Origin of the sequence: Clostridium malenominatum (assembly GCF_039521365.1) — a bacterium.
GTDB classification, from domain to species: Bacteria; Bacillota; Clostridia; order Clostridiales; family Clostridiaceae; genus Clostridium_AW; species Clostridium_AW malenominatum.
Genome location: NZ_BAAACF010000001.1, coordinates 1,176,540 through 1,190,750 on the forward strand (window position 1 = coordinate 1,176,540; position 14,211 = coordinate 1,190,750).

The 14,211-nt window shown below is 29.0% G+C and carries 15 protein-coding genes; 10 read left to right on the plus strand and 5 right to left on the minus strand.

Annotation, left to right across the window (positions count from 1 at the left end):
• Positions 1-11: 11 nt before the first annotated feature.
• From ABDZ69_RS05925 to ABDZ69_RS05935, 3 genes are all read left to right on the plus strand, one after another.
• On the plus strand, positions 12-1,745 hold the full coding sequence (locus tag ABDZ69_RS05925) for a methyl-accepting chemotaxis protein (protein ID WP_343767681.1): 1,734 nt from the start codon (positions 12-14) through the stop codon (positions 1,743-1,745).
• Between the two features lie 81 nt (positions 1,746-1,826).
• Positions 1,827-2,513, plus strand: a complete 687-nt coding sequence (locus ABDZ69_RS05930) for a response regulator transcription factor (protein ID WP_343767683.1) — start codon at positions 1,827-1,829, stop codon at positions 2,511-2,513.
• The gene (locus ABDZ69_RS05935) at positions 2,503-3,924 is read left to right on the plus strand and encodes a sensor histidine kinase (protein ID WP_343767685.1); all 1,422 of its coding nucleotides are present in this window, start codon (positions 2,503-2,505) and stop codon (positions 3,922-3,924) included. The genes ABDZ69_RS05930 and ABDZ69_RS05935 overlap by 11 nt, the downstream gene beginning before the upstream one ends.
• Positions 3,925-3,960: 36 nt before the next feature.
• Here the strand turns inward: ABDZ69_RS05935 and ABDZ69_RS05940 are convergent, their stop codons facing one another.
• From ABDZ69_RS05940 to ABDZ69_RS05950, 3 genes are all read right to left on the minus strand, one after another.
• Positions 3,961-6,414 (minus strand): HD domain-containing phosphohydrolase, encoded by a 2,454-nt coding sequence (locus ABDZ69_RS05940; protein WP_343767687.1) that lies wholly within the window; start codon positions 6,412-6,414, stop codon positions 3,961-3,963.
• Positions 6,415-6,551: 137 nt separating this feature from the next.
• Complete coding sequence (locus ABDZ69_RS05945) at positions 6,552-6,860, minus strand: LapA family protein (protein ID WP_343767689.1); 309 nt, start codon at positions 6,858-6,860, stop codon at positions 6,552-6,554.
• Positions 6,861-7,021: 161 nt separating this feature from the next.
• Entirely contained in the window at positions 7,022-7,192 is a 171-nt protein-coding gene (locus ABDZ69_RS05950) for a hypothetical protein (protein ID WP_343767692.1), read from the minus strand.
• 143 nt (positions 7,193-7,335) lie between these two features.
• On the opposite strand from ABDZ69_RS05950, the gene ABDZ69_RS05955 reads away from it, so the two are divergent.
• The gene (locus ABDZ69_RS05955; protein ID WP_343767695.1) at positions 7,336-7,791 is read left to right on the plus strand and encodes an RNA polymerase sigma factor; all 456 of its coding nucleotides are present in this window, start codon (positions 7,336-7,338) and stop codon (positions 7,789-7,791) included.
• Positions 7,792-7,875: 84 nt separating this feature from the next.
• On the plus strand, positions 7,876-8,421 hold the full coding sequence (locus tag ABDZ69_RS05960; protein WP_343767697.1) for a biotin transporter BioY: 546 nt from the start codon (positions 7,876-7,878) through the stop codon (positions 8,419-8,421).
• A gap of 206 nt (positions 8,422-8,627) precedes the next feature.
• On the opposite strand, the gene ABDZ69_RS05965 is transcribed toward ABDZ69_RS05960, so the two are convergent.
• The gene (locus tag ABDZ69_RS05965; RefSeq protein ID WP_343767698.1) at positions 8,628-9,614 is read right to left on the minus strand and encodes a biotin--[acetyl-CoA-carboxylase] ligase; all 987 of its coding nucleotides are present in this window, start codon (positions 9,612-9,614) and stop codon (positions 8,628-8,630) included.
• Between the two features lie 133 nt (positions 9,615-9,747).
• On the opposite strand from ABDZ69_RS05965, the gene ABDZ69_RS05970 reads away from it, so the two are divergent.
• The 3 genes from ABDZ69_RS05970 to ABDZ69_RS05980 are packed head-to-tail and all read left to right on the plus strand — an operon-like array spanning position 9,748 to position 11,572.
• The gene (locus ABDZ69_RS05970; protein ID WP_343767701.1) at positions 9,748-10,119 is read left to right on the plus strand and encodes a GntR family transcriptional regulator; all 372 of its coding nucleotides are present in this window, start codon (positions 9,748-9,750) and stop codon (positions 10,117-10,119) included.
• Entirely contained in the window at positions 10,119-10,814 is a 696-nt protein-coding gene (locus ABDZ69_RS05975; protein ID WP_343767704.1) for an ABC transporter ATP-binding protein, read from the plus strand. The genes ABDZ69_RS05970 and ABDZ69_RS05975 overlap by 1 nt, the downstream gene beginning before the upstream one ends.
• Positions 10,814-11,572: a hypothetical protein gene (locus tag ABDZ69_RS05980; RefSeq protein WP_343767707.1), complete on the plus strand. Its 759-nt coding sequence runs from the start codon at positions 10,814-10,816 to the stop codon at positions 11,570-11,572. Before ABDZ69_RS05975 ends, ABDZ69_RS05980 begins: the two co-directional genes overlap by 1 nt.
• Positions 11,573-11,615: 43 nt before the next feature.
• Here ABDZ69_RS05980 and ABDZ69_RS05985 read toward each other — a convergent pair whose 3' ends face one another.
• Positions 11,616-12,728 carry a M20 metallopeptidase family protein gene (locus ABDZ69_RS05985; RefSeq protein ID WP_343767709.1) on the minus strand — a complete coding sequence of 371 codons (1,113 nt, stop codon included), beginning with the start codon at positions 12,726-12,728 and terminating at the stop codon, positions 11,616-11,618.
• Positions 12,729-12,860: 132 nt separating this feature from the next.
• Between ABDZ69_RS05985 and ABDZ69_RS05990 the strand changes: the two genes are divergently transcribed.
• Entirely contained in the window at positions 12,861-13,106 is a 246-nt protein-coding gene (locus tag ABDZ69_RS05990) for a hypothetical protein (protein WP_343767712.1), read from the plus strand.
• Between the two features lie 13 nt (positions 13,107-13,119).
• Positions 13,120-13,989, plus strand: a complete 870-nt coding sequence (locus ABDZ69_RS05995; RefSeq protein ID WP_343769594.1) for a radical SAM protein — start codon at positions 13,120-13,122, stop codon at positions 13,987-13,989.
• The last annotated feature ends 222 nt before the right edge of the window (positions 13,990-14,211 follow it).

Below are 14,211 nucleotides of genomic sequence, written 5' to 3' on the forward strand. Positions count from 1 at the left end.
CAACAGAGGGGATGATTAAAATAAATACAGATAAAAAAGCTAAGAAAAGTAGTATAAAACAACAATGGACAAAGAGTATGATGGGGCTAATAATTTGTATATACTTATTTTTGGGGGGAGCAGCCTTTTGGGGGATAGGAAAAATAACTAATGCATTGGTATTAAATGCAGGTCCAGCGATAAGTCACATAATTTCTACGGAACTGGAAGGAAGAGACTTAAACGAAATAGTGGCTGGAGGAGAAAGCAACAAGTTATATGGTGAAGTGAAAAATGTATTAAACACATTACAAACTAAAGGAGCTAATATTTTTAATAATATATACATTGCTAGTGATTATTTAAATGGTAACTGGGAATATATAATTCATAATTCAGGAGATAAAGAATGGAAACTTGGAGATGATGTCCAATCTAAATTTTACACAGAAAATTACCATAAGGCTATTAATCAAAACAAAACTATAGTAGACTCTGAAGATAACTCTAGCGTATCTATATTTATGCCTATACGTATGAAAGGTGATCAGAAGGTAATACTGGGAATTGACTTTAATTTAAATACTATTAAGAAAGCACAAATGATGGGGCTTGGAGCATTACTATTGATTCTTTTAATTAATATATTTATCATAAGAATCATTGTAGGAAGAATAGCCACTAAACAAACCAGATCTATTACTCAGCTAGTAGATAAAATGAAGGAAATGGCATCTTTAGAAGGAGACTTAACTAAAAGAATTGAAATTATCAGAAATGATGAAATAGGAGAATTAGCTTTTTATACAAATCAGATGCTAGATACAATACAGGAAACTTTAAAAACTGTAGACGAGCTATCCCGTGAACTAGACAGAACTACGGATAATGTTGCAAATTCATTTAATAGAACTAAAGATGGCTTTGGGGTTATGAAACAATCTGTTAAGAGTATATCGGAAAGAATTGAAAATCAAAGTGAAGAATTAACGGAAACATCTCATGGGGTAAGTCAAATAAACAATGCTATAAACACTATAGCCGAAAACTCTCAAACTGTTACAACCCAGGCTATATCTACTAGTGATAATGCCTTAGAGGGCAATAAGGTAATGGAGAAATTGGAAGGTAGCTCAAAAGAAATTACTGAGGTTGTAAACAAGACTTCGCACTTGGTTAAATATCTAGGGGAAAAATCAAAGGAAATAAATGGTATAGCCGATGCTATAGGAGCAATAGCGGCACAAACTAACTTGCTAGCGCTAAATGCTTCCATTGAAGCGGCTAGAGCAGGGGAGCAAGGAAGAGGATTTGCAGTAGTAGCTGAAGAGGTTAGAAAGCTGGCAGAAGAATCCGCTAGCTCTGCAAAAACTATATTTAGCCTAATTGCGGAGGTGAGTACAGGGATAGAAGATGCTGTGAAATCCATGGATTTAGTTAATAAAAGTAATGATGAACAAAATAAATATGTTGAAAATGTAATACTTAAATTTAATCACATAGCCACCGCTATAAATGAAGTATCACAAAATGTTGAACAGGTTTCAGCTTCAACAGAAGAAATGTCATCAAATATAAATGTAATAACAACAAGATTTGAGAATTTAGCCAATGTTTCAGAGGAAAACAGTAGAACAGCGGAAGAAGTGTCTTTATTTATAGATAATCAGTCAGGAGTAATTGATGATCTATCAAATGAGATTAAGGAGTTGAACAATAAATCTAATGAGCTTAAATTAAAATTATCAAAATTGAAATTAGAATAAAATAGTTAAAAGGCCCTGTGCAGTTTGTATGCATAGGGCTTTAATATGATATAATATAGCTAGAAAAGGGGGACTTTGGACATGAATATTCTTATAGTAGAGGATGAACAAGATATAAGAGAACTTTTAAAACTGCATTTAATTGAAGAAGGATACAGTGTTTTTCAGGCAGAAGATGGAGAGCAAGCTATTGATGTTTTTAAAAACAATAAAATAGATTTAATACTTTTAGATATAATGCTTCCTAAAATTGATGGGTTTAAGGTAATAAATAAAGTAAGAGAGATAAGTGAGGTTCCGGTAATTTTTTTAACAGCAAGAGAAGATCATAAAATCTTAGGCCTAGCCCTTGGAGGAGATGATTATATTGTAAAGCCTTTTAATACTAATGAAGTTATTGCTAGAGTTCAGGCTTTGCTTAGAAGAACCTATAAATATGCTAATATAACTAAAAATGAAGGAATTAATGGCAAATTAAGATTAGATAAGGAGAGTTGTACCTTTTATGTACATAACAAACCTATAGATTTAAATGCTAAAGAATATAAAATTCTCGAAATGTTTATGGATAATGTAGGAAAGGTTCATACTAAAAAACAAATATATGAAAATGTATGGGGGGAACCTTATTATGAAGATGATAATACTATAATGGTACATATAAGCCATATAAGAGATAAAATAGAGGAAAATCCAAAGGAACCTAAGTATTTAAAAACTATAAGAGGAATTGGATATAAAATGGAGAAAATGGAAAATGAAGAGTAGAAGAAAGCTATCTAATCTACTTTTAAGAAATTATTTAATAGCTAGCATAATAATGTTCTTTATTTTCTTAGTATTCTTTTTTGGCACTATAGCCACTTGGGTTACATTATATTTTCCTATTAATATGATGGTTAGAAAAGAAAATTCTCAATTAGTAGCAAAAAATATTATAACTAGTGATTATAGAGCTACATATGTTAAAGAAATACTAAACATTGATGGATGGATAGAGGTACTAGATAAAGATTTAAAGGTTGTGTATTCTAAAGGCCATAGGAAGATAAATAGAGTAGTATATGGTAAAGAAGAACTTTACAATATGTTAGTAAATATGGAATTTCAAGACGTATTTACTGAAGGAACTTATATTTATTCAATTGCTTACGATGAAGACAGGGACTTCTATCTTTTAGTTTATTTACCTAATAATAGGAACTTAAATAAAATAGGAAAGCCATTTAAATTTGTATCAGTAAGAGTGTTTTTTGCTATGGCAATAGTGTTTTATATAATAATATTTATAATAATAATGATTACCTATTCAAAACTAACCTCTAGAAATTTAACTAAGCCTTTAAAAGAACTTATGAAGGGAGTAAAAGCTCTTGAAAAAGGAGATTATTCAACGAGAATAAATGTAAAATCTCAAAATGAGTTTGGAGAGCTTTCAGAAGCCTTTAACTTAATGGTGCAAAAGATTGAAGAGGAAAGAAGGCTAAAAGAAAAGTCTGAAGAAAATAGAAGACGACTTATACTAGATGTTTCTCATGATTTGAAAAATCCATTGGTGAGTATTAGAGGGTATTCAAATTTAATGTTAAAAAATCCAAAAATGAATGAAGAAGAGAGAGCAAAATATTTAGAAACCATAGAAAAAAATAGTATAAGACTTAATGATTTAATTACAGATTTGTTTCAGTTGTCTAAATTTGAAAGTACAGATTTTAAGTTGGATATTAAAAAGGAAAATATATGTGAGTTTTTAAGAGAAGTAATAGCAATGTATATCCCTAACATGGAGGAAAAGGGTGTAGAATATAATTTTTATATCCCCGAAAAACCAATATGGGTTAATTTTGACTATTATAGCATGGATAGGGCTATAGGGAATTTGATTTTAAATAGTATAAGATATAATTCATCAGGAACAACCATAAAAATATTTTTAGAAGAATTAGAAAACATTATTAAAATAATTATAGAAGATGATGGTGTAGGGATACCTAAAAACCTAGTAGACGATATTTTTAGTCCTTTTGTGAGAGTAGACTCTTCGAGAAATTCTAAAAGTGGCGGAACAGGATTGGGACTTACCATAACGAAAACAATAATTAATAAACATGGAGGAAATATTTTTTTAGATAGTGATATAAATAAAGGGGTTAAATTTACTATAATACTAAATAAGTAAAAAATAAATGAGGACTTTCTAGCAGAAAGTCCTCGTTTATTCATTTTCAAAAACCTCAATACAAACTTGTAGCAAGTCAGGATCAAATTGAGTTCCAGAATTTTTTTTCAATTCATTAATTGCCATAGCTTGCGATAGAGCTTTTTTATAAGGTCTATCATGAGTCATTACATCATAAGCATCAACTATGCATAGCAACCTTGCAAGGAAAGGTATTTCTTCACCTTTTAATCTATTTGGATAGCCCGTCCCGTCATACTTTTCATGATGGGAAAGTATTGCATATGCTATGGGCCTTAAATCCGGAGCGGAAGTTGCTATTCTATAACCAATTTCAGTGTGAGTTTTCATTATATCCCACTCTTCCCTTGTTAAAGGAGAAACCTTATTTAAGATATCATCTGAAATGGCAAGATTTCCAATGTCATGAAGCTTGGCTAAAATCCATAATTCATCTAATTGAGAGGAGGTAAGATTTAACTTGTCCCCCACTTTTGTGCAAAGATTAAATATCCTTTGCGAATGTTCTTCACTTTCAAAACTTTTCTCCCAAAGAGTTTTAGTTAGTGAAGAAATTATACTGTTTCTAGAACTTGCATGTTCTAAAAGTTTATTTCTGTACATCTTCTCTTCTGCATCTGCAATTACGGAGTCTATGGTTTCATCAAAGGATTTTTTTGTGCTATATCCAAGGGCTATGTTTATCTTTACGTTTTTTTCGTCATTACATTTTTCCTTTATTTTTGCACATATTTTTTCTCCTTCATTTTCGTCAGTATTAGGTATTAATATTGTAAACTCATCTCCACCCCATCTACATATTATAGCATTGTTACTACAGCTGATTTTAAATATTTCAGCAGCTTTTTTCAGTAATTTATCTCCTTCAGAATGACCAAAGGTATCGTTTGTGATTTTTAAGCCATTTAAGTCACCAATAATTATAGTTAAAGGAAGATTAGCTTCAGAATCAATCTTGGATATAATATATTCATAATATCCTCTGTTGTAGACATTTGTTAGTTTATCGTAATAGGTCAAATAATTTAATTCATATTCAGTCTGTTTTTTACTATCGATATCCGTTATAATGCCTGCAAGTTTTATAGGCTTGTTTTTTTCATCATAATCAACTACTCTTCCTTGAGTAAGTATCCATTTATAGTTGCCGTTATTTGTTAAAACTCTATGCTCAATAATAGCAGTTTCATTTAGAGCAAAAACATTTTTTCTGAAAACATCTAGTACATACTGTATATCTCCTTTGTGAACCAGTTTTATCAAACTTTTCATATTGCAAGTATCCTTAATTTCACTGTTCTCAATAATAGAAATGAATTTGGAGTTATAAGTAAGTTTATCTAAGGAAATATCATAAACCCAATAGCCAGCATTTGCACCGTCCAATACAATGGATAACTGCTTGTTATAATCTTGTATTTTCATTAACATATTATTAATTGAAGAGGATAGTTGTCCAATTTCATCATTGGAATAGAGGGTTATACTACTAAAATTATTGGATTGAAAATCTACTTTGCTAACACCACCACTGATTATTTCAATAGGGGTAGTGATATATTTTTGTAATAAATGATTAAAGACTGCAAATATTAGCATTATTGCAATTAACACCATTAGTGCAAAAAATTTAATCATTTCGGTACTTCGCTGATATTGATCTCTATTGGTTGTTATTTTTAAAATGAAAATGGGTTTGCCGTCTACGCCATTAATAATAGAATACCCTTCTATTTTATTATCATTTATTCTACTAATCTTATATGGATTAGTATTAGGAGAAGTAATGAAATCTCCGCTCTTCAATATATTCATGGTTCTATCATATTGTAAAAAATTTAATTCTAGTATTGAGTCTTTAATATTTAATATATCACTTATACTTTTTAAGTAAGAATTAGAGATATATCTTCCCATTATTAAGGTTCCGTTCTGAATAGAGGTATGGGTACTATTTGTAATAGGCATACATGATATTAAAGCAGGGTAATCGTTAACAGAAATTATTCTGCTAATAGAGCTTTCTATATCTTCATGATTTGTTATGATTTTCTTATTGGCGTCTATGTAATCAATCCAGTCTTTTGAATTGTATATAAATTTCTCCCAAAGAGTATCAAAATGACGAGAAATAATTAAGTTTCCTTCCTTATCAAGAATTGCAAAAAAATTAATATTAATATTTGAAAAATTATAAGGAGTTAAATTATTTGATACATATTCAGGAGTTCTACTTTCAATATAATTAAATGTTTCATTCCAGGTTGCCCAGTCTCTATTAACAATACTTAAATTATTTAAGTCGTTTTTCAATAAAGTATGGAAAGCTTGCAATTTATTAAGGGTTTCAATTTCTTCTCTTTTAGAAATAGATTTGATTAAATAGTTATTAACTGGAAAAAAAACAGCTAACAATATAAAAAACACTAAAGATGCAGTTATTAAAAACACCTTTTTTCTTAGCTTCAATCAAAAACACCTACTTTAAACAAATAAAATCAACTAACTATATATTATACCATATATATAATTTTTTGATAATTATATATAATAAAAAATCAAAAAACAAAACCATGTTGAGCAGGTAATCAACATGGTTTATCATACTAAATTTTATCAATGGATACTTCCTTTTCAGGTAGAGCAGAATTAGTTTTTAATCCATCAATTTCTCTTTGAAGTTCTGATACTTTATTGTTTAAGATTTTATTATTATGTTTTAGACTTAATTCTCTTCTAAGGCCTAAGAAAGTTACAATTATTGCTCCAACTATGGTTGAAATAAATATTATTAGAGCAAGAGAAATTTCTAGTTTAGTAAAAAGAAAATTAACAGTTATAACTGCGGAATTTTGTATAGCAAAAATAGTTACTATTATGGCAAAAACTAATGAAAGAATAAAACCTATACGCATAATACTACCTCCCGATTTATCTTTAAGCTTATGCTATAATTATATCATAATATTAACAATATATATAATAAAATGAAACTTCTCACTAAGATAAGAATATCGTATACGGTATAAAATTAAATAGAAGGAGTTATGATAATTCTCCATAACTCCTTCTATGATTATTTATTATGTGATAGCTTTGAACGCTTTGTAAATTTTTTGCCATTTGCATGAGAGCCGATTTTTTCTCCGTTTATTATTCCTATATCCGCTCCATCTTTAGGAAACATTTTTCTTAATTTTGCATTGCTTATGTCATCGGTTTTTGAAAGGTTTCTATTATTATCCATAAAAAGTACCTCCTTATTTAAAGTATCCATATTATTTTGTCCAATAATAAATAAAATATAATTTTGCTTTGTTACTTATTTGTCACCAAATGATGTTTTATAAGTATTATTATATAATTAGGTACTCTACAAGGGGGATTATTATGTTTGAAGATATAATTTTAGTTAAAGGAATATTAGACGGACATGTAGAAAAGTTTAATAATCTAATAGAGAAGTATGAAAAAATAGTATTTATGATAGTATATAGATTTGTATGTGATAAAAAATTATGTGAAGAAATATGCAAAGAAATATTTGTGGAAGTATACAATAATTTATATAAATATAATAATAACTGTAAATTTTCAAATTGGGTTTTTAGAATTACTCTTTGTAAGTGCAAAAGATATATAGAAAAAGATTTTATAAAAAATAATAAAATTTTATCTTCTTTAGATTGTAATGACAAGTGTATAATTCTACTTAAAAGTATAAATGAAAATTTTACATGTAAAGATATAAGTGAAGTTTTAGAAATAAATGAAACAAGTATAAAAGAAAGATATAGAAAAACTATGATTGCGTACAAAAATGCTTTAAAGGGAGTGGCCCTTTAAAGCATTTTTTTATTGACAACGTAATATAGTAAGTGTATTGTTAACTATATAATTAAAATTAGTTGACAATAGAAAGGGGTAAATATGAAAATTAGCATTAAAAACATAATTAACATATCACTATTTGTAGCACTTACAGCTATAGGAGCTTTCATTAAAATTCCTATAGCTCCAGCTCCAATAACATTACAGTTTTTATTTACAGCATTATCAGGCATATTACTAGGGAGTAAGTATGGAGCATTATCACAATTACTATATATGCTTATAGGATTATTTGGTGTACCTATATTTACAAAAGGAGGAGGATTTAATTATATTTTTGAACCTTCTTTTGGTTATATTATAGGATTTGTGTTTGCATCATATGCAATTGGAAAAATAGTTGAGAAAAATATAAATTCAAGCTTTAAAAACATAGCTATGGCATCTTTTGTAGGAATAATGGTAACCTATCTTATAGGAGTTCCTTATCTATATATTATTTTAAAACATGTAAACGGAGTAAACATAACCATAAATAAAGTTTTAAATATAGGGCTCATAATTTTCTTGCCAGGAGACATTTTGAAATGCATAATAACTGGGATATTAGGAGAAAGAATTTTAAAATATAGGAGAATGTTTTAGATTAATGTTATATTTATAGTATGAAATTTGAATTTTAGGAAGTATTGAACGAACATTACAAAGTCTTTATTTCTGACTTTAAAGCACCGTATAGAGCCTTCTATGTTTGAGCAAAGCGAGTTTAGAAGGCTTAGGTGTTTTAAACAAAAGAAATATTAGACTTTTTTTGTGCAGTGAACACTTCCCTAAAATTCAAATTTCATAATCTATATATACCCATTTAAACCCCTAATAGATATTTCTCCGGAAATAATTGGATATATGTTTCCGTCTTTATTTTCTATAATTAATCTGCCTTGGTCATCTATGTCAACTGCTTTGGCTATGTATTCTTCATTTCTATTTATAATTCGAACTTCTCTATCTAGAACTATAGAATATTTCCTACAAATATCTAAGCTTTTAGATATATCTCCTTTTGACAAAAAATCATCGTAGAGCTCTTCAAAATTATTTAACACTCTAGCAGTTAAGGTTTTTCTACATATATTCTTATTCAATTGAATTTTAAGTGATGTAGCCGTATTTTTTATATCCTCACTAAAATCGTCAATGTCTAAATTTGCATTAATACCTATTCCAACCACTACATAATTTACTCTGTTTAATTCGCCGCTCATTTCTGTAAGTATTCCACAGACTTTTTTGCTTTCAACAATTATATCATTAGGCCATTTTATAAAACCTTCTACATCCATTTCTCTTAGGGCGCTACAAACTGCAGCCGCTGCAATTTGAGTAGTTTTTGGAACCTCTAGTGGTTCTATATCTGGAGTAAGTATTATAGAAAGCCATATTCCTTTATACTTAGGAGATATCCAACTTCTACCTAAGCGGCCTTTACCACCTATTTGTTCTTCACTAATTATTACAGTTCCATTATCTTCCCCTAATGAAGCCAGCTCTTTAGCTTTTTTATTTGTAGAATCTATTGAATGAAAATGAATTATTTTATTTCCTATATACTTTGTATGCAAATATTCTTTTACTTCTTTGAAGGTTAAAACATCGGGAGAAGATAAAAGTTTATATCCTCTTTTAGATATGGACTCTATAATATATCCATCTTCTTTTAAAGCATTTATATATTTCCATATAGCCGTTCTAGAAACACCTAATTTTTCACTTATATATTGACCAGAAATATATTCGTCACCGCTTGATTTAATCAAGTCAAGAATTTTCTCTTTCATGCTATCACTCCTTAGTAACAATTATAACATTTATTTTAATTTATAAAATTATTTATAGAAAATATATTGACTGACTTAAAGTATTAGTGTACTATACAATTAATACACTAGAACAATCGGTGAGGAGGTAAATATGAATATTAAATTTGATGAAAAAACTCCAATATATATTCAGATTATGGATTATATAAAAGAAAATATAATTTCAGGTAAGATAAAACCTGGAGATAAACTCCCTTCTGTAAGGGAAATGGCAACATTATTAAAAGTAAATCCAAACACGTTACAAAGGGCTTATGGAGAGTTAGAAAGGGAGGACATTACCTATACGCAAAGGGGAATGGGAACTTTTGTTAAGGAGGATATGAAAATGATAGAGGTATTAAGAAGGGATATGGCAAAAGAAGTTATAAACATGTTCGTTGAAAGAATGAAAAACATAGGATTTGATGAAGAGGATATAGTAAAAGTGGTAGTTGAAAAATTGAAGGGGGAGGAAAAATAATGAATACTATATTAAAAACAGATAATTTAGGTAAAAGCTATTCAAGTAAAAAAGCGTTAAATGGAATAAATATAGGTATACCAAAGGGAAAAATAATAGGATTACTAGGCCCTAATGGTAGTGGGAAAACCACATTTCTAAAAATAGCTGCAGGGCTTTTGAAATCTTCTGAAGGGGAAATAATTATTGACAATAATAAACCAGGGGTGTATACAAAATCTATAGTTTCATATCTGCCTGATAAAGATTATTTATACAAATGGATGAAGATAAAAGATGCTATAGAATTTTATAAAGATTTTTATGAGGATTTTCAATTGGATAAATGCAAAGAACTATTAAAGTTTATGAACTTAGATGAAGATATGAAAGTATCTACCCTTTCAAAGGGAATGAGCGAAAAGCTATATTTGACTTTGACACTATCGAGAAAAGCAAAACTATATGTATTAGATGAGCCATTAGGAGGGGTAGATCCTACCACCAGAGAAAAAATATTAGATGCAATACTCAATAACTATAGTGAAGAAAGTTCAATGATAATTACAACTCATTTGGTGAATGACATTGAAAGATTATTTGATTATGTATATTTCATTTCCGATGGAAGCATTGTTCTCTCTGGTGACGCTGAAGAATTAAGAATTAAAGAGAATAAATCCATTGATGAAATTTATAGGGGGGTATTTGCATAATGAGAAATCTTATAAAATACGAAGTAAAGGGTTATTTAAAAGAAACCTTAGGATTGATTTTAGTAACACTATTTTTCCAAGTGTTGTTATTAGTAAAAGGAATGGATTTTTTTGATGAAAGAATTATAGTTCTTGTGTTCGTTAACTTGGTTGCCTTTGGTAGTGGGATTGTTACATTTATATGGAATATAAAATTATTCAGTAAAGATTTATACGAGGACACATCCTATTTAATATATACAGTGCCAGAGTCAATGAATACTATATTAGCTTCTAAATTTATATCCTCTCTAGTTCAGACTTTTATTGTTGTTATTATTAACTTAGCTTTTGTGTTTAATTATTTAAATATTACTTTTGGCGTATTTAAGTATATTAAAGAGATGCCAGGAAATTTTATATTAACCTTTGTTTTAAATGGGGTGATTACCTATTTAAGCACTTTAGCTATGATATACTTTTCTATAACATTAAGTAAAATTAGTATTAGGAAAAAATCCGCTGGAAAGTTTGGGGCATGGGTGATATTTTTAATAATCTCATCAGCTTTTAAATATATTCAATTCTTAATACTTGATAATACTCCTGGATTCCAAATGGAACACATGATTAATAATGCAATGTATAGTGGTAGAAATTTTACAATAAGCTATGGATTTGTAAATGATAATATTATAGACGGGATTTTTAACTTAATAATTTTTGTTATCTTATTTTTTACCACATCATATTTATTAAGAGATAAGTTGGATATTTAAAAATAAAGAGGATATAAGAGAGTTGCTTATATCCTCTTTACATTTACCCGTTGATAATAAAATTTACTACTGAATATATTCCGTAAAATAGAGCTTCATCTGAAGCAGAGAAGCTTGGCGAGTGAAGAGGGTAAATTCCTTTTTCCCCCTCCATTATGCCAATTCTAAAGTGCACTGAAGGAACCTCCTTTGCAAAAAATGAAAAGTCCTCAGATGCAAAAGTAGGCTCTAGAGGCAATATACTTTCTTCTCCTAACAAATTAATACAACTAGCATTAAACTTTTTGCATAAACTTTCATCGTTAATTAAAGGAGGAAAAGAAGTTTCGAAGTTTACCCTATAATCACAATTATATTTTTTAGCTGTAAGTTCAGCTATGCTTTCTAAATCTTGCTTCATTTTGTTTATGAAGTCATTATCAAAGGTTCTTAAAGTACCTAAAACTTCAATCTCCTCGGGAATTACATTAGTAGCCTTGCTTCCATTAATTGAAGTAAAGGTTAATACATGAAGGTTAAGAGGATTACTTTCAATTCTAGACTTTAAGGTCATAGTATTCACAAATTCCATAGCTGGATATAAAGGATTAATGCAAAGATGGGGAAGTGCAGCATGACCACCTTTACCCTTAAAGTAAATCTTAAAGTCATCTATAGAAGCCATAGAAGGACCTTTTGGTATCTCAAGCTTGCCAACTTGGAGACTTGGCCATACATGGTAGCCCATGATGTATTTTACTTTAGGATTAGATAAGACACCTTCTTTAATCATAGGAAGGGCACCGCCGGTAGCTTCTTCCGCTGGTTGAAATATAAGTTTTATACATTTATCAATATTTAGTTCTTTTAATATAATGGCTACTCCAATAAGCATGGCAGTATGATAATCGTGACCACATCCATGAAAGGGTTTGTCATTTACTAGAATTGCATCCATATCTGCTCTAATTCCAATACAGCTTTCTCCTTCGTTTAATAATCCAACTACCCCAGTGTTAAACATGGAACGGCATGGTATGTTTAACTTATTAAGCTCATCCATTATGATTCTTTGGGTATCATACTCTTTAGTAGAAAGCTCTGCGTTGTTATGTAATTCCTGTCGTAATCTTTTTATATAATTCAAATTATTGAGTATCGAATTTTTCAAGTCCATACTATCAACTCCTTGTAATATTTTAAAATTAATTAAATATTAATACTTTATTAAGCCTTATTTAAAGAATATATCACTCTTTCGTGGTATAATCAAAGTAAAAATAAACTATTTGTATAAAAGAGGGATAACATGGATTTTATAAGAACTTTAATGGTTATAGCTATAGTTGTGGTGGTATTTCAATTTTTTATTTGGTTACTTCCCTATATAGCCGTAATAGTTTTACTATATTGGGGTGCTAAATATTTTAATAATAAATTAAGTGCCTATAAAGAGAAAAGAGGAAATAAGTCTTCTAGTGAAGTATATTATATAAATAATGACAATATATTGGAAAAGGAAATTGTTGATGTAGAATATGAAGATGTTCAATAAAGGAGAGGTTTTTGTGAGATATGAAGGAGTAGTATATAGACCACCCAGCGAAGCGAATAGCTTAATTGTGCAGGTGACCATAGGATGTGCCCATAATAAATGTACCTTTTGTGGAATGTATAAGCATAAACAATTTCGAATTAGAAGTAAAGAAGAAATATTTCAGGACTTAGAATTAGGAAGAAGATATTATGGCAAGGTGGAGAAAATTTTCTTAGCAGACGGTGATGCTTTATGTTTAAACACAAAGGATTTAAAGGATATTTTAGTGAAAATAAAAGAAGTATTTCCAGAGTGTAACAGGATTGGTATATATGCTACTCCTAAGGATATCTTAAAAAAACCCGCAGAAGAATTAGTGGAATTAAGGGAACTAGGCATAGGAATTATTTATATGGGATTAGAAAGCGGAAGCGAGGAAATATTAAAAGATATAAATAAAGGTGTAACTAAAGAAGAGATGATAAGAGCAGGTAAAAAAGTAAAAGAAAGTGGAATTCCATTATCTATAACTTTGATATCGGGTTTAGGTGGAAAAGTTCACTGGAAGAGCCACGCAATTGAATCGGGAGAAGTTATATCAAAAATAAGCCCTGACTACTTAGGATTATTAACACTCATGGTGGAACAGGGAACTGAACTTTATCAAAAAATTAATAGAGAAGAGTTTAAATTGTTAAGTCCACAGGAAATAATGATGGAGACTAAAGTTTTGCTAAATAACATAGAGGTAAGCCAGTGCATATTTAGAAGTAATCATGCATCAAATTATGTGTCATTAAAAGGGATTCTTCCTAACGATAAAGAGGCTTTAATGAGTAAAATAAATGGAATATTGAGCCAAGAATATAATTATAAAAATGAAGATTTCAGAATTTTGTAATATATAAATTTTAATCTTCATATAGACAAATATAAAAAAAGATTATATAATAAAAGTGGAATTGAAAATGATTACATTACAATAAGTGGCATATATTTATTAAAAATCGAATAATATATATAAGGAAATAATAAGTTAAATAGTATTTCCTTTTTCTTTAAAAAATAAGAAAAGGTTTTCTAATATAAATTATAACTAAATTAACATTATTTGGAAAAGCTT